General features: G+C 34.6%; 18 protein-coding genes and 1 riboswitch. Of the genes, 1 reads left to right on the plus strand and 17 read right to left on the minus strand.

All coding sequences use genetic code 11. The annotated features are described in order from the left end of the window. The 7 genes from CI949_RS03515 to nth form a co-directional block, all read right to left on the minus strand. Nucleotides 1–1,050, minus strand: a 1,050-nt coding sequence (locus CI949_RS03515; protein ID WP_290763063.1) for a LysM peptidoglycan-binding domain-containing protein, incomplete at its 3' end; no start/stop codon positions are given. 50 nt (nucleotides 1,051–1,100) lie between these two features. Further along, nucleotides 1,101–1,592 (minus strand): tRNA (uridine(34)/cytosine(34)/5-carboxymethylaminomethyluridine(34)-2'-O)-methyltransferase TrmL, encoded by a 492-nt coding sequence (trmL, locus tag CI949_RS03520; protein WP_108139758.1) that lies wholly within the window; start codon nucleotides 1,590–1,592, stop codon nucleotides 1,101–1,103. Nucleotides 1,593–1,657: 65 nt separating this feature from the next. Next, nucleotides 1,658–2,416 (minus strand): MBL fold metallo-hydrolase, encoded by a 759-nt coding sequence (locus CI949_RS03525; RefSeq protein ID WP_108139634.1) that lies wholly within the window; start codon nucleotides 2,414–2,416, stop codon nucleotides 1,658–1,660. Nucleotides 2,417–2,477: 61 nt separating this feature from the next. Further along, nucleotides 2,478–3,023, minus strand: a complete 546-nt coding sequence (locus CI949_RS03530; RefSeq protein WP_108139636.1) for an ECF transporter S component — start codon at nucleotides 3,021–3,023, stop codon at nucleotides 2,478–2,480. 78 nt (nucleotides 3,024–3,101) lie between these two features. Further along, nucleotides 3,102–3,223, minus strand: a riboswitch (FMN riboswitch). A gap of 65 nt (nucleotides 3,224–3,288) precedes the next feature. Further along, nucleotides 3,289–5,382, minus strand: coding sequence for a SpoIID/LytB domain-containing protein (locus CI949_RS03535; RefSeq protein WP_290763065.1), 2,094 nt, complete (start codon nucleotides 5,380–5,382; stop codon nucleotides 3,289–3,291). Between the two features lie 17 nt (nucleotides 5,383–5,399). After that, nucleotides 5,400–6,710 (minus strand): PhoH family protein, encoded by a 1,311-nt coding sequence (locus CI949_RS03540; RefSeq protein ID WP_133530765.1) that lies wholly within the window; start codon nucleotides 6,708–6,710, stop codon nucleotides 5,400–5,402. Between the two features lie 50 nt (nucleotides 6,711–6,760). After that, complete coding sequence (gene nth / locus CI949_RS03545) at nucleotides 6,761–7,402, minus strand: endonuclease III (protein WP_108139642.1); 642 nt, start codon at nucleotides 7,400–7,402, stop codon at nucleotides 6,761–6,763. A gap of 173 nt (nucleotides 7,403–7,575) precedes the next feature. Here nth and CI949_RS03550 point away from each other — a divergent pair, with 173 nt between their 5' ends. Further along, nucleotides 7,576–8,175 (plus strand): 5' nucleotidase, NT5C type, encoded by a 600-nt coding sequence (locus CI949_RS03550; RefSeq protein WP_290763066.1) that lies wholly within the window; start codon nucleotides 7,576–7,578, stop codon nucleotides 8,173–8,175. Here the strand turns inward: CI949_RS03550 and CI949_RS03555 are convergent. The 10 genes from CI949_RS03555 to CI949_RS03600 all read right to left on the minus strand — a co-directional run bounded on the left by CI949_RS03555 (nucleotide 8,134) and on the right by CI949_RS03600 (nucleotide 20,217). Beyond that, entirely contained in the window at nucleotides 8,134–9,783 is a 1,650-nt protein-coding gene (locus CI949_RS03555) for a nucleoside kinase (RefSeq protein WP_290763067.1), read from the minus strand. The two genes, CI949_RS03550 and CI949_RS03555, sit on opposite strands and share 42 nt — an antisense overlap. Beyond that, nucleotides 9,773–10,870, minus strand: coding sequence for a tRNA epoxyqueuosine(34) reductase QueG (gene queG, locus CI949_RS03560; RefSeq protein ID WP_108139648.1), 1,098 nt, complete (start codon nucleotides 10,868–10,870; stop codon nucleotides 9,773–9,775). Before queG ends, CI949_RS03555 begins: the two co-directional genes overlap by 11 nt. Next, entirely contained in the window at nucleotides 10,857–12,002 is a 1,146-nt protein-coding gene (locus CI949_RS03565; RefSeq protein WP_108139650.1) for an MFS transporter, read from the minus strand. Before CI949_RS03565 ends, queG begins: the two co-directional genes overlap by 14 nt. A 5-nt stretch (nucleotides 12,003–12,007) precedes the next feature. Beyond that, complete coding sequence (locus tag CI949_RS03570; protein ID WP_108139651.1) at nucleotides 12,008–13,291, minus strand: EF-P 5-aminopentanol modification-associated protein YfmH; 1,284 nt, start codon at nucleotides 13,289–13,291, stop codon at nucleotides 12,008–12,010. A 5-nt stretch (nucleotides 13,292–13,296) separates the two neighbouring features. Then, nucleotides 13,297–14,568, minus strand: a complete 1,272-nt coding sequence (locus tag CI949_RS03575; RefSeq protein WP_290763068.1) for an EF-P 5-aminopentanol modification-associated protein YfmF — start codon at nucleotides 14,566–14,568, stop codon at nucleotides 13,297–13,299. Between the two features lie 6 nt (nucleotides 14,569–14,574). Then, the gene (locus CI949_RS03580) at nucleotides 14,575–17,418 is read right to left on the minus strand and encodes a UPF0182 family protein (protein ID WP_290763069.1); all 2,844 of its coding nucleotides are present in this window, start codon (nucleotides 17,416–17,418) and stop codon (nucleotides 14,575–14,577) included. A 37-nt stretch (nucleotides 17,419–17,455) separates the two neighbouring features. Then, nucleotides 17,456–18,754, minus strand: coding sequence for an amidohydrolase (locus tag CI949_RS03585; RefSeq protein ID WP_290763070.1), 1,299 nt, complete (start codon nucleotides 18,752–18,754; stop codon nucleotides 17,456–17,458). Nucleotides 18,755–18,778: 24 nt separating this feature from the next. After that, entirely contained in the window at nucleotides 18,779–19,291 is a 513-nt protein-coding gene (locus CI949_RS03590; protein WP_290763071.1) for a CDP-alcohol phosphatidyltransferase family protein, read from the minus strand. An 18-nt stretch (nucleotides 19,292–19,309) separates the two neighbouring features. Beyond that, nucleotides 19,310–19,615 (minus strand): hypothetical protein, encoded by a 306-nt coding sequence (locus CI949_RS03595; RefSeq protein ID WP_108139660.1) that lies wholly within the window; start codon nucleotides 19,613–19,615, stop codon nucleotides 19,310–19,312. An 83-nt stretch (nucleotides 19,616–19,698) separates the two neighbouring features. After that, nucleotides 19,699–20,217: a ferritin gene (locus tag CI949_RS03600; RefSeq protein WP_108139662.1), complete on the minus strand. Its 519-nt coding sequence runs from the start codon at nucleotides 20,215–20,217 to the stop codon at nucleotides 19,699–19,701. Between the last annotated feature and the right edge of the window lie 9 nt (nucleotides 20,218–20,226).

Consider the following 20,226-nt stretch of genomic DNA (forward strand, 5'->3'; position numbering starts at 1 on the left):
GCCGCTATGTACAACTTTTCCTCCTGCTGCTGCTTTTACACGAGTACCTGATGGTACAGCAATATCCAAACCATTATGAAATAATCTTGTCTTTTTAATGGGGTGAGTTCTCCAGCCAAAATTGGAAGTTATTCTACCACTAACCGGCCAGATCAGAGAATTTCTGCTTAATGAAAAAGGACCTCTTTCATAATCAGTTATTATCAGCTCATCACCAGCAAATATCCTATCTCCATTTAAATTATTATTCTGACGAATTGTATCTATATCAGTACCATACATTCTGGCAATGGTACTTAAAGCATCTCCTCGCTGTACTTTATGTACTATCTGCTCAGAAGAAGATTCATTTCTTTTAGCTTTTGCCTCACTTTTACTGCTGTCTGATTTTTCAAAATCTACAATTGGAAGCACCAGTTCCTGGCCTTCTTTAATAAAATCTGAATTTAAATTGTTGGCATCCATAATTTCTTCTACCGGTAGATTTCTGCGGGCTGCAATTGTGGAAAGTGTATCGCCCCTGCGGACTGTATAATAAATCTGTGCTCTTTTAGCTTCCGATTTTTCTTCAGTATTCTTAGCTTCAGTCTTTGCTTCGGCAGTTATAATCTTATCTCTTGGAATTTTCAAATCCTGTCCGGGTTTTAATTTAGAAGAACTCATGTTATTAAACTCCATAATTTCTTCTACAGTCACATCTCTTGACCCAGCAATTCCTGACAGAGTATCTCCATTATCCACTACATAAAGCTCATAAGATACTTTCTCAGAAATCATTTTTTTCAATAATTCAAGGGTTCTACCTCCAACAATACCATCAACCTGCAGATTATTACTTTCCTGAAAAGATTCGACCGCTACTTCGGTAGTTCGACCAAAAATGCCATCAGTCGAAACATTATAGCCAAGTGTCTCTAAATATTTCTGGACTTCAATTACATCTCTACCTCGATCATTTAATTTAACCTGAAAAGCGGAGGCAGTGATAGTTATTGACAAAAGAAAAACTAATAAAAATATTAGCGTTGTTAAATAGGTATTTTTTTCCATTTCTCCCCTCCTTTCTTTTTTACTCTACTATACATATTTCTAGATAAAACTCAGATTTCCTTTTTATATTTCCCTTTTTTGTTTAAATTTATAAAATTATTCTGTCTCAGGGCCTCATAGATAATAATGGAAACTGAGTTAGAAAGATTCAGAGATCTTAAATCATCTTTCATAGGAATCCTAATACATCTATCAAGATTATTTTCTAATAATTCTTCCGGTAGACCTGCTGTTTCTTTGCCAAATAGAAAATAATCATCATCCTGATATTCAAATTCAGCATATGATTTTGCTGCTTTAGTGGTTGCATAAAAAAAGCGCCCACCTTTATTTTCTTTAAAAAAATGCTCTAAATTATCATAATAACTGATATCTAATTTATCCCAGTAATCAAGTCCGGCTCTTTTTAGATATTTATCTGATGTTGAAAATCCGAGTGGTCTAACCAGATGCAGCTTAGAATCGGTTACTGCACAGGTGCGGGCAATATTTCCGGTATTTTGAGGAATTTCTGGTTCAACAAGTACAATATTCAAGTTTATCACCTTTGTTATATCTATTTTTCTGAATTGATTTTTACTTATCTTCTACAAAAGTTAAATTTCTATTAAACTTCTATTTTTAGACCATCATAAGCTGGACTTACATACTCAGGCAGATAATCATTTAATTTCTGATGGTCAAGTCTGTGAGAGATATGAGTTAAATAACCGTGTTTTAAATTTAAGCTTTCAATCAGCTCCACTGCCTGGTCAACCGACATGTGAGTTGGGTGTTCTTCAAAACGAAGTGCATCAACTGCTGCATATTCTATACCTTCCAGGAGTTTTAAAGAACTCTCAGAGATTTTACTGCAGTCAGTTAGATAGGCAAAATTATTAATCCGGTAAGCAAGTATCTTGTTGTCCCCATGATAGATTGGTACCGGTTGAACTGTTAAATCTTTAAAATGCATCTCTTCTTCAATCTTCTTTAAAATAACCTGGGGAACTCCTCCACCAGGATTTTCTTCGGAAAATATATAAGGAAAAACTTTTTTTATATGATTTAAAGTTTTATGATCACCATATACAGGCATTTCTTTACCCTGAAACCAGTTTAAAGCCCTGATATCATCAAACCCCATAATATGATCTGCATGAGCATGGGTCATCAAAACTGAATCAACATTTTTTATTTTATTAGCAATTAACTCCAGCCTCATCTCAGGCGGAGTATCAATTAACAAATTATATTCTTCACTTTTTATATGAATCGATGTGCGCATCCTTTTATTCTTTGGATTATTTGACTGACACACCTCACAATCACAGGCAATTACAGGTACCCCGTGGGAGGTTCCAGTTCCTAAAAATGTTATTTGCAAAAAAACAACCCCTCTCATTAAAAATTTTAACTTAAAAGAGGGGCATTTGTCAAACATTTAACTAATTTATTTGCTTTAATAATCCCTTATTTCTCAGGAAATTTGCCAGTTTTTTATAAATTAAAACTGTAATAATCGAGTTAATTACTGCTTTGGTTAAATTAAATGGTAAAATTCCGGGCAACATCATCTGTAGAACCTGTTCTCTGGGAATCCCATAAAAGATTGGATTAAAAATCAAATTGGCTCCTGCCATCACAACTGTCATTGCAATTGAACCAATTGCAAGTCCTTTAATTGCTCCGACTTTGTTATGGTGTTTTTGATAAAAATAACCTGCTGTACCCGCAAAGACACCTGTTGCTAGAAAATGCATAAAAGCCCCGAAAGGACCTCCCAGGCCTGTAAATACTGCCATTAAAATTGATAATATAAAGGTAGCCCCAAGTGCGGCAGCTGGCCCAAACATAAATGAAATGATTAAGATTGGAATATCTCCTGGTTCATAAATTAAAAATGGTAAAAACATCGGAAAACGAATCAGCAGCATTAATACCAGTGAAAAAGCTGATAAAACTGCAATTGTAGTAATTCTTTTTGTATCCATCTTTTCTCTCCTCATTGTTTATTTATTATCTCCAATTAAAACAAAAAATTAGCCCATTTTTACAGGGCTAATCAATTATCAAATCTTCTTTATTCCGGACTGTACCGTCGGTACTGGAATTTCACCAGTTCAGCTGAAGCTCGTGGACTATACCACCGGTTTGGAATTGCTTTTAAGCTCACCAGACCCTGAAGATAATATTTTTTTGTCAGTTTTATTATAAGCAATTTTTTCCCAAAAAGCAAATTTTTGATTAAACAGCTGCTTAATTAATTTTTTCAATTTCTACTCCGGGATAAAAATGCTTAATAATCTCCTGGTAATTCCAGCCTGCAGCTCCCATTCCTGCTGATGCTGACTGGTCAAGACCAAGATTATGACCCCAGCCGGAGCCGTAAACATAAAGTTCTTTTAAATAACCATTCTGATCATAGTGGCTGTCAAAATAAAAGCGGCTGCTTTTTAAACCCCCGAGTACTCTTCTGATCTGGGAGACACTGTAATCTTTACTTTCCTGATCACTGTAAATACTCAGTGAAGTAATTGTCCCACCCTGAGCTCGCTGATTGACCTCTATTTTTCTAATTTTATTTAGCTCGCTCCTGTATTCTATAACTTCTGCAGGAACTCTTAACTGCCAGCGATAATTACTGCTGCCGAAATCTTTAGAATAAGATTCTGGAGAAGATAAAAGCCACTGCTGCAGCTCAACTGGGGCCAGCGGAAACTCATAATCATCATTTTTCATCTGATTTGCCCCCCGCAGATAATACAAATCTGCAGACCAGATTTGATCACTGCGCTCTGTAAAACCACCACTGTTGCTGCTGAAAACAGCTTCAATAACTCTACCTTCATAGACTGCACTTTCTCCCTGAGTTGATAAAACTGCTTCTGTAGTGCGCTCATTTTCACTCATTATCCCATTATAGGCTGCACAGTGAACACTTGAACAGAGATCATAACCATCACTGCTGTGGCGTCCTAAATTGCTGAGCGTATAACTTCTAGCTGCTACAGCCTGGGCCTTTAAGGCTTCCTCTGGCCAGCTGGCATAAATTTCTGAAGGAACTACAGAAACCAAATAGGGTGTCAGTTCAACCTGATTAATTAGGGTAAACTCTTCTCCTTCACCTTTGATGATCATATTACCTCTGTACTGTCTGTTGCCGCTCCCCTGCCAGAAATATCCCTGACCATAATTAATATTATAGACATAAAAGGAAGAATTTTGCTGACTGCTGTAAATCTGATATTCAAGATCAGAGCTGCCGAGCCTTACTCTTTCCTCCTCAGTTCGAATAAATATTGATCCAGCTTCTATTTCGAGCAGATAATTTTTTCGCGGCTCAGCTCGATAGATAATTTTACCATCATAAACTACTGAAAAAGGATCTGAATACTGGAAAAGAAGATGTTCATTATTTTCCTGGAGTCCAATTCTCAGCAGCTGATTTTCTTCCTGATTTTTTAGTTCTTCAACTTCACGCCAGGAAGCCTCTAAAGTAAACGGATTAATTTCTTCTGGTTCTTCTTGATCTTCAGCATCAGGTTTTAGCTGAGGATATTTATCCTGATATTGATTAATTTTCTGATAGGCTAAGTCTCTAAACCAGCCATAAGAAAGGGTCCGCTGCCAGTAATTATAAGCTTCAATTTCTTCACCGGCAAGTTCAAGCATCTCAGCCATATTTTTAAAGAGATATGTCTGACCTCTATTTTCCTCATAGGCTGACTGATAATTATTAAATGCCTGCTTAAAATTATCCTTTTTCCGGTTTAGTTCTGCACTAAGTAGATAAACTTCCGACTGATTAACTTTTAAATTAGTGATTTTCATCAAATATTCTTCTGCTTTATCAAGGTTATCTAAATCTAAATTATTCTTAATCAAGTAATAATATTTCTGGTAACGCAGAGATTCCTGCTCCAGCTGCTCATCAACCTTATTTTCCAAAATATAATTTGAGGCAAGCTGATTGTTGAGCTCATAAAAATTAACTGCCAGATCCAAATAGTCCTGGTTCTGATTACTTAAAATCGTTAACTGCATCCGCGTCTTATTTTCTGCCTGCAGTTTATTCTGATCATTATAGATTACAGCCAGATTACGCCTGCTTTCTAAATTAAACGGAGAAAGTTCAATTATCTCCTGATAATAGTTTTCTGCCGTAGAATAATTCCCCTCATAATATGCTTCCTCTGCTAATTTAAATAATTCATTGATAGTTCTATCTCTGCTCTCCTGAGCCATGGTTACAGCTGCCTTTTCTTCCTCCTGATAAAAATGATCAACAACTGGAATTAAAATCCCCAGTAAAAGAGCAGAGATTATTATTAACCTAAAAACTTTTTTCATTAAATACAACTCCTAGTTTAAAGAAGATCACTTGCAATCTCGGCAAGTTCAGATCTTTCTCCTTCCTTTAGCATAATGTGACCGGCAATTTTTTGATCATGAAATTTATGAGCAAGATAATTTAATCCATTCTTATGAAAGTTCAAATATGGATTATCTATCTGATAAGGGTCACCGGTAAAGACTAATTTAGACCCTTCTCCAGCTCTGGTCACTATTGTTTTAACCTCATGTAAAGATAGATTTTGTGCTTCATCGATTATTATAAACTGATCTGGAACAGACCGCCCTCTAATATAGGTTAACGGTTCAACCTGAATTAAATCTTTATCAAGTAATTTCTGATAGGCATAATCTGCATTTTTATTTCGGTGAACAATAAAGTCCAGATTATCAAAAATAGGCTGCATCCAGGGGCCCATTTTTTCTTCAACATCACCCGGTAAAAAGCCCATTTCTTTACCCATTGGCTGGATTGGTCGAGCCACAAGCAGCTTGGAATAAGTCTGCTCATCTACCGCCTTTGCCAGACCTGCTGCTATTGCCAGTAAGGTTTTACCTGTACCAGCTTTACCTGACATAGTCACCAGTTTAATTTCATCATCAAGCAGCAGTTCAAGAGCAAGCTGCTGTTCCCTATTTCTGGCTCTAATTTTTGCCGGCTGACTCTTATTATAGCGGAGAGTAACCAGATTTTCGCCATCGAATCGGGCCAGAGCAGTATTTTTATTTCGATCATCAGCTGTCAGCTGTACAAATTCATTTGGATAAAGTGAGTCATCGAGCTGATCCAGTTCTGCTGGAGAAATTTTTTCTTCCTTAAAAAATTTATCGATTAACGAAGAACTGCAGCTAATTTCCTTAAACCCCGAATATATTTCTTCTTCCTTCAATCTGCTTGAATTATGCTCTTCTGCCTCCAGACCATAGGCATCACAGATTAAGCGCAGATTGATATCATCAGAGATCATTACTACCTTTTTATCTGAGTTTTCTTTCTGAAGGTGAATTGCAGTTGAGATGATTCGATTATCCATCTTACTGGAGCTCAATCCTTCGGGAAGTTCGAGTCCACCATTGATAACAATTTTAATAGTTCCACCTGAATCCAACTCTACCCCGTCGTGCAGATTACCCTTAGCTCTAATTTCTTCTAAAATTCTTGAACTTTCGCGGGCATTATAACCTAAATCTGAACTTTTTGTCTTCAAATTATCAATTTCTTCTAAAACAGCCAGTGGGATAATAACATCATTATCTTCAAAACTATAGATGGCGCGCGGGTCATTTAACAACACATTGGTGTCCAGAACAAATATTTTTTTCATCAAATCATCTCCTCTTTATTTTTTTAAATCAAAGATGAATCTTTTTTTATTTACTTGCTGTAATAAGTACAGAGATTAGAAGCAAAACAATTTTCACAGTCAGGATTTTGTGCTTTACAGAGCGCCCGACCGTGGTCAATTAACCAGTGATGAAAATCTATCCAGTATTTTTTGGGAATTAAATCTGTTAATTCCTTTTCTGTCTGCGAAACATTCTGACCGCTGCTCAAACCCAGACGTTCTGAAACTCTAAAAACATGAGTATCCACTGGAAATGCTGCTTTAAAAAAGGCATTTGCCAGCACAACATTAGCAGTTTTTCTACCCACCCCACTTAATTTTAAAAGTTCTTTGCGGGTCTCAGGAACTTCTCCTCCAAATTCATCCAGCAGGATCCTGCAGGTTTTTAAAATATATTTTGCTTTATTTCTAAAAAGACCAATACTATTAATTTTTTCTTCTAATTCCTGCTGGCTGAGCTTCAGCATAGCTTCCGGTGTATTGTATTCCTGAAAAAGATCTTCTGTTACCTTATTTACCTGTATATCTGTCGTCTGAGCAGATAAAATAGTAGCAATTAAAAGTTCAAAAGGGGTACTAAAATTTAAAGCTGTACCTGGTTCAGGATAGTGTTCTGAAAATAAATCTACTAATTTTTCTACTTTTTCTTCTTTGCTAATTTTATCAGTCAATTAATTTCCTCCTAAAATCTTACTCTCTTAATCTTATTTTACTTGATATTAACAGAAAAATAAAGTTATCTTATTAAATATTCCTGATTGTTCCTATTATCTAGACATAAAAGCTAAAAAATGATAGTATAATTAAAAGATAAAATATAATTATTATATGAGGTGTTATAAAAATGAAATATAATTTTGGCATAGATATTGATGGTGTTTTGACAGATGAAGGGCCAGATCACAACAGTATCTGGCAGCAGAAAATGAATGATTTTTTTGATCGTGAAATAACTCTAAAAGAATATACCTATGACCTGAGAAAAGCTTTTGCACTCAGTGATCAGGAATTGAATGAATTTATTCAGGAAAATATTGAAGAAATCTACAGTAATGTAAAAGCAGTTGAAAAAGCAAGAAAAATACTTAAAGAACTTTATGACCAGGGACACCGCTTAATTTTAATTACCGCCAGAAGTGAAGAACATCGTCCAATAACTGAAAACTGGCTGCAGGAAAACAATATACCCTATCATGAACTGCACCATGAAGACCAGAAAGCTCCACTGGCTGCAGAGAAAAATATATCTTTATTTATTGATGATAAAAAAGAAAATGCAGTTGAAATAGCAGCCAGAAATATCCCGGTGATTTTAGTAAGTAAATATCATAATCATGATTTTGAAGGTAATGATCAAATAACAAAGGTTAAGGACTGGGATGAAATCAAAACAAATATAGAGCTATTCTTCTCTAAAAACACTCATTCCAGTAAACTCTCTTAAAATTGAAGTAACAGGAACCTCATTATCAGGTATAGCTTTAAAATTGCTTAAGATTTCGAGCAGCCGCTGTGCCTGATAATAGTTTTTATTTGTTTTATCAATCTGTTTTAATAAAGGCTCAACATAATTTTTGAGGACTGAAAGCTCATAAATCAAAGCTGAATTAAACATTACATCTGCATTTTCCTGGTAGGGGAAAATGTTTTTTTCTTCTCCCTTACGGACACCCTTCCATAAATTTAAGGTCTCAGATGCCGCCAGATTTCGGTACTGATTATCTCTTACAATTCTTCTGATTAATCTTGTATCAGTTGTTGGAATCCTGTTATGGCAGTCAATATTTAACTGGGTGAGAGCACTAATATAAATTTTAAATTTTAAATCCTGCGGGATAACTTCGGTCAATTTATCATTCAAGCCGTGAATTCCTTCAATTAAAATTGGCTGGTCATCTTCCAGTTTTAGATATTTTCCGCTTTTTTCTCGGACACCTTTTTCAAAATTAAATTTTGGAAGTTCAACTTTCTCTCCCTGAATTAATTTTAATAAATGATCATTAAAAAGTTCTAAATTAATGGCATTTAATGACTCGAAATCCGGGTTCCCATTTTTGTCAACTGGAGTATTTTCGCGATCAACAAAATAATCATCTACTGAAATCTGAACCGGCCTTAAACCATTAATTTTAAGCTGAGTTGAGAGGCGGTGAGTAAAAGTAGTTTTACCTGATGAAGTAGGGCCGGCAATTAAAATTATTTTATTTCTGGGCATCCCACTTTTTATTCTATCTGCAATCTCTGCTATTTTTTTCTCATGCAGGGCTTCTGCTATCCTAATCAGCTCATTATATTCTTTGTTTTCAATCAGCTGATTTAATTCTACCACATCATTAACGCCAAGAATTTTGCCCAGCCGCTCATATTCTAAAAATATATTAGCCAGTTTAGGCTGCTCAATAAATTTAGGAACTTTTTTGCTGCTGAAAAATTTGGGGAATAATAAGACAAAACCTGGGATTCTCAAGTGGAGATCGAACTCTCCTAAATAAGAAGTAGAAGGCACCATATTATAGTAAAAATAATCATAGTAACCGTCAAGCTCATAAAGAGTATAATAATCCTTGTCCTGTTCTTTGATTAGTTCACTTCTAAAAGAACAGTTTTCATTTTTTATAATCTCCAGAACCTCTTTTTTATTTAAGCGGTGTTTTTTTATCTTATAGTCAGCTGCAATGATTTCCTGCATCCTCTTTTTTACTTTATTTAAATCATTTTTGCTTAAACTGCTTTTATTTTCAAGTTCACAGTAGATACCGTTGCTAATTGAAATCTCAATCTTTAAAACAGCTTCCGGAAAAATTTCGTATATTGCTCTGGCGAGGACCAGATAAAGACTTCTCCTGTAGATTCTATTTCCCAGTTCTGAATTTATTTTAACTGTTTTGATTTCTGCATCTTGATCAAGTTCTTCATTTAAATCATAAACTTCATTATCTATAATAACAGCCATTACATCCTTTGGCTCTTTAATTTTACTCTCTTCGATTATTGCTTCGATGCTCTTTTTTTCAATAACTTTTAATTTTTCTCCATCTAAATTAATATTCATTCTCTTCTCCTTTCTGCTCCAATAAACTAAAGATCAGCTTTTGATATTTGCTGTTATTTTCAGCTGCAGCTGTCTTTTTTACAAGCTCTTTTGCCCGCTGATAATTTATTTTAAGCAGTGCCAGCACAGCATAATAACGGATTATAGGCGAATTATCCTGGAGCTTTTTTTGAACTGCCTCAAAATATTTCTCATCTTCTAAATTAGAAACAGCAATAAGTGCATTTCTCAGTAAGATTCTGCTGCCCCTCCACATAATTGCAGTATTTTTAAGTTCAGATGGAGGATTATTTCTTTCAATTTCTAAAAAATAATTTAATTTTTTATCAAAAAAACTCAATTCCGGCTGAGTTATTTGCTCTTTATTAACATTATATGGGCACTTGGTCTGGCAGGCATCACAGCCCCAGATATGGGTGCCGATTTTATTTACTTCACTTTTAGATAAAATTCCTTTTTTTTGAGTTAAATAAGAAATACAGACTTCCCCATCAAGTAAGTACTCATCTTTAAGAGCTCCCCCCTCACAATTTTGAAGGCAGATCTGACACTGGCCACAGTCAAGCTCAAGCGGCTCATCTTTTTCTATCTCCAGATCTGTAAAAAGTTCACCCAAAAATAAATATGAACCCAGCTCTGGATTAATCAGCATTGAATTTTTACCGATAAAGCCAATTCCTGCTCTTTTTGCCAGCGCTCTTTCTAAAAAAGGGGCTGTATCAACAAATATTTTATAATTAAAATCTCTATTTAATTTCTGCTGCAGTTCTAATGCCAGTTTTTTAAGCTTCTGCTGCAGGTAATCATGATAATCTTCAACAGTCACATAATTGGATAAAAAAGGACTGGCTCCACCATTATTATAACTGATTGCTGTTACAATAATCGAATTTAAATTTTCAAATTGCAGAGCTGGTTTTGTCAGCTGATCAAGATCCCGGTTTGTAAAAGGCTGGGGCCAGTACTCAGTCTCTGCTCTTTTTTCTAAAATCAATCTTTCCTCAGTGAGCTCACTGCCGTCTGTAATACCACAGAGATCAATTTTTAATTCAGCTGCAGTTTTTTTGACTAACTTATTGATCTGCATTTTGTTCTAATTCCCTTTCTTTTTTTAAAAGATATATGCTATAGATAATTCCAGCTGCCGCTGAAATCAAAGACCAGAAAAAATACATACTTTCACCGCCGGCAAGCTGATATATTTTACCGCCGATCAGACTGCCTGATATAGCACTAACTCCCATAAATACTCCGGCATAGATATTCTGTCCGGTAGCTCTAAATTTTTCCCCACTAATCTGGTCCACATAATCTACTCCAACCGCAAAAAAGAGGCCAAAAGTTATGCTGTGCAGAAGCTGAGATAATAAAATTATCGGATTAGATGGAAAAAGTGAGAGCAGCAGCCAGCGTATCATAAACCCAATGCTGATCACTGCAATAATTTTACTGAATTTATTGTTTTTGATTATCCTGTCGGAAAAAAAGAAAGCTAATATCTCACTGGCCGAAGAAATTGTGAGAGCAATACCAACCAGAAACTCCCCACCTCCATGATCAATAATATAGAGCGGAAAATAGCTGTAGTTAGCATTCATCGCAGTCTGAAGAATAAATACAAAAAATAAAAAGTAAAGCAATCTTTTTTTTCTAAATATTTTCTTGAAATCACCAGGGTTTAAGACTTCAATTTCTCTTTTGCTTTTTGGTAAAAATTTAAGCAGAAATATTGATAAAATTAAAACCACTGCATAAACATAAAATAAATTAGCAGATGAGGTGCTTTCCAAAAAATACCCTAAAAAAGAAACTGAAAGCATATAACCTGCTGACCCCCACAGTCTAAACTTACCATAGTGATTAGAATTATCTCCAAGATAATCTAAAAGTAGACTGTCAGATAAGGGGACAATCGGGTTCTGAAATAAAGTGTAAAAAAACATTAAAAGCATCAGAAATTTAAATGATCCTGTCTGAGGGAATAACAGCACTGTAGTCAGTGTACCAAGCAGAGTTATAAATAAAACTTTTTTGTTCTCATGAAAATAATCGGTTAAAAATCCCCAGAAAGGCATCAATAAAAGAGCAAAAAATCTGGGGATGGCATTAACCAATCCTATTTGGAAAGAATCAAGACCCGCATCCTGGAAGTAGATATTAAAATATCCAAAGGCGGCCATTGTAATATAAAATATAAAGTTATACAGCTTAAAAGCCAAACAAATCAGTCCTCATTTAAAATAATCGATTCAACCATAAAGTCCTTATTAAATACTTTATCTGAATATGCAAGCAGTTCTTCTAGAGTTATATTTTCAATTATTTCTGCCAGCTCAAAAATATCAATTCCCAGTCGGCGGTAATTAACAAATTCTGCAGCCAGATGGTTAAAGTTATTAAACAACCTGATAAAGCTGCCCTGATATTTTCTTTTTATCCGCTGAAAATTATCCCTAATTTCATCATGGTCAATATCAACTAACTTTTCTTTGATTCTTCTGCGCATCTGATCCGGTTTGTTACTCTCCCCATGCAGATGAACATAGGCATAATCAGGCTTTTTATGATAGGTACAGGAAAAGCTGTTGTCAATAATTCCCTCGTCATATAGCTGGTTATAATTTTTACTGCTGCGGCCAAAAACTATATCTAATAGCAGATTGACAATATATTCCTTTTTGATTATCTGAGCCGGTTCTTCACTTTTCACCGGGTCTTTAAAGGCAATCTGAACCATCGGCCGAGAAATATTCATTTTTTCTTCAACCAGTTTCTTGGCAACTTTTTCTGGTTCCTCCTGAATAATTCTAACTGGATTTTTAAAATGGGGAAAATGCTTTTTTGACTGATTTTCTCTAATCAAATTTATAATCCGTTTTGGATCAAGGTCCCCAATTAAGATTAAATCCATATTTGAAGGCAGATAAAAGTTATAATAACAGATATATAAATCCTCAGGAGTAATCGACATCACACTTTCTTCAGTCCCGGCTATATCGTTTTTGACTGGATGGTTGGAATATAAAGCAGAAAGCAAATTAAAATAGGATCTCCAGTAAGGGTTATCCTGATACATTTTAATTTCCTGAACGATAATTCCCTTCTCTTTTTTTACATTTTCATCACTGAAATATGGTTCCTGAACAAATTCAATTAAGTTAATTAGAGAATCTTCAAAATTACTGCTGCTGGAGAAAAGATAATTTGTGCTGTCAAAATTAGTATAAGCATTTGCAGATGCACCGAGATCAGCAAATTTATCAAAGATGCTCTCTTCTTTATCCTCAAAAAGCTGATGTTCTAGAAAATGGGCAATCCCCAGAGGCATATTTCTTCTGCGGCCATTTTTAACATCAATAAAATCTATATCATTTGAGCCAAAATCCACTGAAAGCATTGCATACTGTTTTACATAATCCTTCTTGGGAAAAATATAAATATTTAAGCCGTTATCCAGTTTTTCTTTAATTAATGTTTCATCCATATTTTTATTGTATATGCTCTCCAAAATAATCAATCCTCACTTTTTAGTAAATATATTGTATCCATCTTTAATTTTTCAGCAACAGCTATTATATCTTCCCTGTTTACTGCTTCAACTCCCTTAATTGTCTGGTTAATTGATTCTTCCTTATTATTGACCAGACTTAAAAGAAAATGAGCAGAAAGAGCTTTATTGCTGTCTAAATCCTGTTTTAAATGGTTGATAATACTTTTTTTAGAACGCATAAATTCTTCTTCACTGAAATCACCTGCTGCTACTGCTGCAATTTCTTTTTTTACAAGTTCAATTACTTTTTCTTTATTTTCAGCGTTAATTCCACTGTTAATCAAAAGTAGACCCTTAGTTGTCTCAATAGAAGAACTAACATAATAAGCCAGACTTCTTTTCTCTCTAATCTCCTGAAACAGTCTGGAGTGAGTTGAGCCTCCAATTAAACTGTTAAATACGAGCAGCGAATAATAATCAGGCATTTTACGGGTAATGCCGGTTCTAAAACCAATCGATAATCTTGCCTGATTTACTTTTAACTCCTGCTCATAAAAATCTATTTTTTTATCACGGTAGACGACTTCAGTCTGCTCATCAAAAATATCGTCTCCCGCCTGCAGCTCAGTATTCTCAAAAAGATCATTGACAAAGCTGCTCTTAAAATTACCTACTAAAAAGAGTGACCTTTTAGCCTGGCTGAGTATTTTCTGGTAATGATCGAAAAGCTCCTGGTTGCTAATTTGATCAAGTACTGAAACTGATCCCATTTTATAGATACCATATTTTTCATTTTTACACATTCGGGAAAGGCAATTTTCGACCGTAAAACTGTATTTATCATTAATTAAGGATAAAATATCCTGTTTTAGAATCTCTTTTTCCTGCTTAAAATATTTTTCATTAAATTTACCTGCTTCAGTTAACGGATTAAAGATTATATCATTTAATAAGTTAAAGGCATCTACAGTTAAATTGCTTTTATGAGTTAAAAACTTTTCGTTGACCATCTCCAGCGAAAATCTTAAAATTTGATTTTCCCCTCTTTTAAGGATGTTAAAACTCATATTTGAGCCATATAAATTTTCTAACTGGGTCTTAATTAGTTGATTGTCCTTATAATTTTTTGATCCCCTTTCCAGTACTGAAGGGATCAGGGCATTCATAGCTGCCTCTTTTTCGTTCTTAAGAGGCAGCATGAAATATATCTGGATCAGGTTTGTTTTGAATTTATCTGTTGCCAGATGGTGTAAATTAAATCTATTCTGATAGCTTTTAAATTCTAAGTCATTCATAAATAATTACTCTCCTGTTCTGGATAATTGGTTTAAAATTTCTCCTAATTCTTCTATTAGTTCTCCGTATTCTGCAAAATTACCATCCTGTAAAGCCTGCTGTGCCTGCTGATATAAATCATTGGCTTCAGTGATTAATTCTGCACTGCTGGTCGGCATTAAGTCAGTTTCATCTGTATCCTGCTGACTCTGATCAGGCCGTGCATCTGAACCCTCATCTTCGACTCCAGCTGTTTCTTCTACATCTAAACCTGTTTCTTCCTGCAGTTCTTCTACATCTTCTTCCGGTACAGCGAGACCTTCTCCTTCTTCAAGCATTGCCCTCAGAGCATCTTCTAAGTTTTCGCGCATTATTATCTGGTTTTTATAAGAAACAATTACTCTTCTTAATTCGGGAATACCGCCGCCTTCAGCCTGGAGGAATATTGGCTCCACATATAAGACACTGTTATTAAAAGGTATCACGAGCAGATTTCCACGAATAACATCTGAACCACGCTGACTCCAGAGAGTTAAGAGCTGTGATATTTCAGATTCCTGATCAATTCTGGATTCTATCTGGTTAGGACCATAAACAAGCTGATCTTTAGGGAATCTGTAGGTAAATAGCTCTCCATAATGTTCACCATCATTTCTAGCTGCCATCCAGGCCACCATATTATCTCGATTGGATGGAGTAAAGGGAGTCATCAAAATAAATTCTGCCTTGTCTTCACCCGGTAATTGATTCATTATATAATAAGGTTCTACATTTATGGTTGTACCCTGGTAATTTTCCTGAGGAATTTCCCAGACATCTTCCCGATTATAATAAACTACTGGATCTTCCATATGATAATTTCTATAAATCTGAGTCTGGATCTTAAATAAATCCTGTGGATAACGAAGATGTTCTTTGATAGAATCAGGCATTTCATCTCCTGACTTGAATAAGTCATCAAAAATCTTCGCGTAGGTTTGGGCAATTGGATCTTCTTGATCAACTATATAATAATCTAAAGTACCATTGTAGGCATCTACAACTACTTTGATCGAATTGCGGACATAATTTTCTCTGCTGTTATAAGGTTGAGAATAAGGATAAAGCCCGGTAGTTGTATAGGCATCATAGATCCAGAAAAGTCTGCCATCTGCATTTACAATATAGGGATCACTATCATACTGCAAAAATGGTGCTGCTTTCCGAACTCGCTGGTGGATATTGCGCTCATACATTATCTGACTCTGGTCATTAATATCATCTGATAATAAGATTTTCATTGTATTAAAACGCAGAGCAAAAATAGATTTTCTAAGAATATTAGAGATTTCTACACCACCGGTACCTTCATACTCAGTAAAAACATTTTCTGAGCCCATTGGGTAGTGAAACTCTGTTTCATCTGTATTTACAATTACATAGTTATCTGTTTTTTCTCCGTAATAAATTGAAGGGTTATCTAAATTAATATTTTCGTTATTTACTTTAGGTGGAATATCCTGAATCAAAAATTCAGGCTGTCCATTAGCTCTTACCTGACCACCCGGACTCATTGTAACTCCAAGACCGTGAGTATACTTTAGTGTCTTATTAACCCAGGTTTGTGCCTGTGTTGCCAGTGCATTTTGATCCAGCTCTCTAGCACCCAGCATCACCTGAGTATAATCATCTCCCAGCTGATAGCGGTCAATATCAATATCTTGAAAGGTATAATACTGTCTTAAAGCCTGCAGCTGGTTATAAGTATCCTGTAAGGGCCTGTAATCCCAGAGTCTGATATTATCTACTACAGTCTCATACTCCATCAGCTCATCATAACTTAAATCATCATCTGACAGCTCAAAATCATCTGTTTCAACATCATCGAGTCCATAAGCCTTTAAAGTCATCTGGATATTATTTTCTATAAATTCTTCTTCTCTACTAATTTCATTTGGCTCAACACTGTACTGCTGAACAAAAGCTGGGTAAACACCTGTAAAAATAATTGAAAGAAGAACCCAGGCTCCAATTCCCCAGACCAGCGGCTTATAATTATTTTTAAATAAACTGTAAAGTACTGCCAGAGCAACAAAGATTACTGTTACAAATAAAACTCTATATCCCAACAAATTAGCATTTACATCAGTGTAGCCGGCACCGAAAACAACTCCGTCTGCAGAAAATAAAATATTGTACATCTGAAGTCTGTAATCCCAGGCTTTAAAAAGCAAAAAGACAAATACCAAAATTGACATGTGTTTTTTTGCTCTACTGCTTAATTTACCTGAAATTTCACTAAAAGAGTGAATACCAGTAAAGATAATATAAATTGCTCCAACTAAAATTAAAGAAATTACTATAACTACCATTCCCATTTCTCGTAAAAAGGAGTAGAAAGGCAGCGAAAAAACATAGAAGGAAATATCATTATTAAATATTGGATCAACAGTGTTAAATTCAGTTTTATTTAAAAACTTTAAGACCATTTTCCAGCTTTCACTAGAAATTGAAGAAAATAAAAAACCAAAAACAATACTGGCTAAAAGATAAATTAAATTCAACCTTTTTTTATTTAACCATTCAAAAATTTGATTTCTTTCTTCGCCAAATAAATTTTCAACTTTTGAATCTGTTTGAACATTAATAAATTTGTTGATCGGTTTTTTGGTAAAATGAAGATTGAGATAAATGACAGCTGCAAAGACCACCCCGATCAGCAGCCTTAAAATGAAATTGGAAAGAAACATAATTGTAAATGTTTTTTCAAAGTTTAATTCCTTAAACCAGAGCCAGTCTGTATAGATATTCGCCCCGGTTGAAATGAAAATAATTAACAAAATAGCAGCGATTGCAAAAATGGAGAGAAAAAATTTAATTGTTTTACTCATAATTTTCTCCTTTCAGATTTTAAGCTAATAATTTTATTTACTTTAATTTATCAGCAATTTTTAATGCTCGTTTTTCTGCTTCATAATAAATTTTTTCCTGATCAAGCGTTTTTAAGATCTTATTTTCCATTAAAACTTTCCCTGCAGCTATAACAGTGTCTACACCTGTACTGTCAGCTGCATAAAATAAATTGGATAGGTTATTGTGGTGGGGATAGAAAAAGGATTTATCTTTGATGTCTATTAACTGTAGATCAGCCTGATAGCCTTCCTCAATCAAACCCACTTCAGTTAGAGCAAGGGCTTCTGCCCCATTTATAGTTAAAAGCTCTAAAATTTCAGCAGCGGCTACTGCTGTTGGATCACTGTACTTAATCTTCTGCAGATAAGAAGCCATCTTTGCTTCTTTGAGCATATCCAGTGAGTTATTGCTGGAAACTCCATCAGTACCCAGGCTGACATTGATTTCATTAGCTAAATATTTTTTAACTGGTGCAATTCCATTTGCCAGTTTGGCATTACTCATAGGATTGTGGGCAATCTGAACCTTTTTATTTCTTAAAATCTCCAGATCTCCCGGCTTCAGGTGGACACAGTGTGCAGCCAGAACATGATTATCAAAAAAATCAAAATCAGCTAAATATTTAATTGGTGAGCTCTGATAATTATCTAAAAAATCATTAACTTCCTTTCTGCTTTCAGAAAGATGAATATGAATCGGCAGCTTATTTTCCCGGGCCAGCTCTTTTATTTGCTTTAAATAATCTCGCCCACAGGTATAGGGAGCATGTGGAGCCAGCATAGTTGTAATTCTGCCGTCAGCTTTACCATTATAATTAAGAGCAAAATCCAAAGCTTTATCTAAACCCTTCTGACCATCATTGGCTTCAATCAGCCCTTCTGCTAGAACAGCCCTGATTCCGCTTTTTTTAACTATTTCTGCTGCTCTATCCATCGCAAAATACATATCAGAAAAGGTAGTAGTCCCGGATTTTATCATTTCAATTACAGCCAGCGCTGTTCCCCAGTAAATATCTTCCGCATCAATCTCTGCCTCAAAAGGCCAGATTTTATTCTGCAGCCACTGATCCAGCGGCATGTCATCTGCATAGCCCCGCATTAAAGTCATAGCAGCATGAGTGTGGGTATTAACATAACCGGGTAATACTATTTTACCGGCAGCATCAATTAAATAATCATATTCTTTTACCTGATCTATTAGAGACATTTTCTCAATTTTTTTGATAATCTGATCTTCAATCAAAATAAATTGATCCTTTTTGGGATCCGAAAAAGGACTATAAATTTCTGCAATATTTTTAATTAAAATTTTCAAAGTTTAGATCATCTCCAGCAAAATTTATTTAAATACTTTTTTATAAGCTCTATAAGAATAATCCAGAGCAGAATAAATATTAATTGGGATTACAATATAAAATAAGCTGTTGCCAAAAAAATTAACATCTAATAGTTTTAAAGCAATAGCCAGATACAATAGGGATATAGATAATTTGCCAATAAAGCTGGGGTTAATAAAATTAAGACCATATATATAAGTTATTATTCCAGATAATAAAATAAATAATTCTCTTATTAAAATTATAAATGAAATAAAACGGGGGATAATATTTAAATAAATTAAGACCAGTAAAATACTTATTATTGTTAATTTATCTGCCAGTGGATCAAGTAATTTTCCTATTTTTGATTCCAGATTATATTTTCTGGCAATATAACCATCCAGAAAGTCAGTAAGAGCAGAAAAAGCAAAGAATCCAGCTGCTGCTATAATATTTCCCTGGACAAAATAGTATAAATAAACCGGTATTAAAAAAATTCTAAAAAAAGTTATATAATTGGGGATTGTAAACAAAATTATCACTCCAGGGAATTAATTATTCTCATATTCTTCTTTACCAATAATTTTACCAGCTTCTATTTCCTGATTAATAATATTATATCGTTTATCAAACTCCAGGTGAAGATTAATTTTATTATAACATTTATCACAGACTACTACTTTAGAAATTTCATAGGCAGCATCCCGATTATCTTCATAAACTTTCTGGATATCATAACTTTTTCTAAATAAAAGTTTCATCTGATTCCCACATTTATCATCTTCAACATAAATCTCAATCAAATTGGACTGATTTCCACCAGCAAAAATAGACTTTATTTTATCAAAAATTCCCATCTTCTCTCCTCCTATTAATGAAAATAATCAAAGATAAGTAATTAAAGAGATATACCTAAAAATAGATATATCTCTAATTTTAATTATTCTTCTCCATCAGCTTCAGCAGCAGATTTAGTTCTTGCTCCAAGTTTGTCATCCATCATAAATAATCCCTGGGTTGAATCTCCAACCAGTTTTAATTTATCGACAATTTCGCCCACTGAATCCTCTTCTTCTACCTGCTCATCTACAAACCACTGCAGGAAGGAATGGGTTGCATAATCATTTTCCTCATCTGCAAGAGCTACTAAATCATTAATCATTGCGGTTACTTTTTCTTCATGAGCAAGTGAATCCTCAAAAACTTCCAGATTAGAATCCCAATCACTTTTTGGTTTATCTATACCCTCAAGAATAACTCTGCCGCCTCTTTCATTAACAAAATCATAAATCTTGCGGGCATGTGCCATTTCTTCTTCAGCCTGCAGGTCCATCCAGCGTGAAAAACCCGCTAAACTTTTATCTTCAAAATAGGCAGCCATAGACTGATATAAATAAGCGGAATAAAGTTCTGCATTAATCTGTTCATTTAAAGCTTTTTCTACATTTTCTTTTAACATAATATTACC

The sequence above is a fragment of the Halanaerobium sp. genome (assembly GCF_003070835.1).